Below are 1,085 nucleotides of genomic sequence, written 5' to 3'. Positions count from 1 at the left end.
CATGACAGACTAATATATGCTGTGGTTGATGATATTACTGAGAGTAAAGAAAGAGAAAAGGAATTAAAGGAAGTTAAGGAGAGACTTGAATTGGCTGTTTCTGGTGCTACTATCGGAATTTGGGACTGGAATGCAGCTGAAGAATACATTCATTTTAATGAAAACTGGGCCCAGATGCTGGGATATGAACTTTCTGAGCTGGAGAATAACCTTAATACCTGGCTTAATTTAGTTCATCCTGATGATAAGGAACAGGCTTTAAAAGATTTAGAAGATCATCTAGAAGGTAAAACTGAAAAATATTATAATGAGCATCGATTAAAAACTAAGTCAGGCAGCTGGAAGTGGATTAGAGATATTGGAAAAGTGACTGAAAGAGATGAAGCTGGAAATGCCATTCGGATTGTAGGAGTTCATATTGATATAGACCGAGAGAAAAGGGCGGCAGCAGAAATTGAATACCTTTCCAATCATGATGAACTAACAGGTCTTTATAACAGGAGATACTTTAATGAAGAACTTAAGCGCTTGAGTAATTCTAGAAAATATCCAATTAGTATTATTGTTGGAGATATAAACAGGCTGAAGGATATCAATGATAATTATGGTCACAGCATGGGCGATAGATATATTGAACTAACAGCGGAAGCTATAAAAAGTAGTTTAAGAACAGAGGATATTGTTGCCCGAATAGGTGGAGATGAATTTGTAGTGATTCTGCCTGACACTAATTATAATGCAGCTGAGGAGGTAACTGAAAGAATTTTGGATAGGATAGAAGAAGTTAATGAAAAAGAAGAATTGCCTGAACCTTTGAGTGCTGCCTTGGGTTATGAAACAACAGATTCTAAGAATCAGGATCATGGTGTTAAAAATATTAAAAAATGTTACAATAAGGCTGATAAAAAGATGTATGAGCAGAAGTTTACAGGTAGATGCTAATTTAAACGAGTATAATCTAATTTCACCGCCCTTTTTCCGGGCGGTTTTTTATTATATAGGAAACTATGCTTTTGCAGGAATGTGGATAACTTTGTAGAAAGATAAAAATATTATGAGCAAAAATAAATCAAAAAATCATCCAA

1 protein-coding gene is annotated in these 1,085 nt (G+C 34.7%); it reads left to right on the top strand.

The window, feature by feature from the left end:
- On the top strand, positions 1-942 hold a 942-nt coding region (locus CI949_RS20800), incomplete at its 5' end, for a sensor domain-containing diguanylate cyclase (protein WP_290769951.1).
- Positions 943-1,085 lie beyond the last annotated feature (143 nt).

The sequence above is a fragment of the Halanaerobium sp. genome, from assembly GCF_003070835.1.
This window is presented reverse-complemented; position numbering and strand designations above follow the sequence as displayed.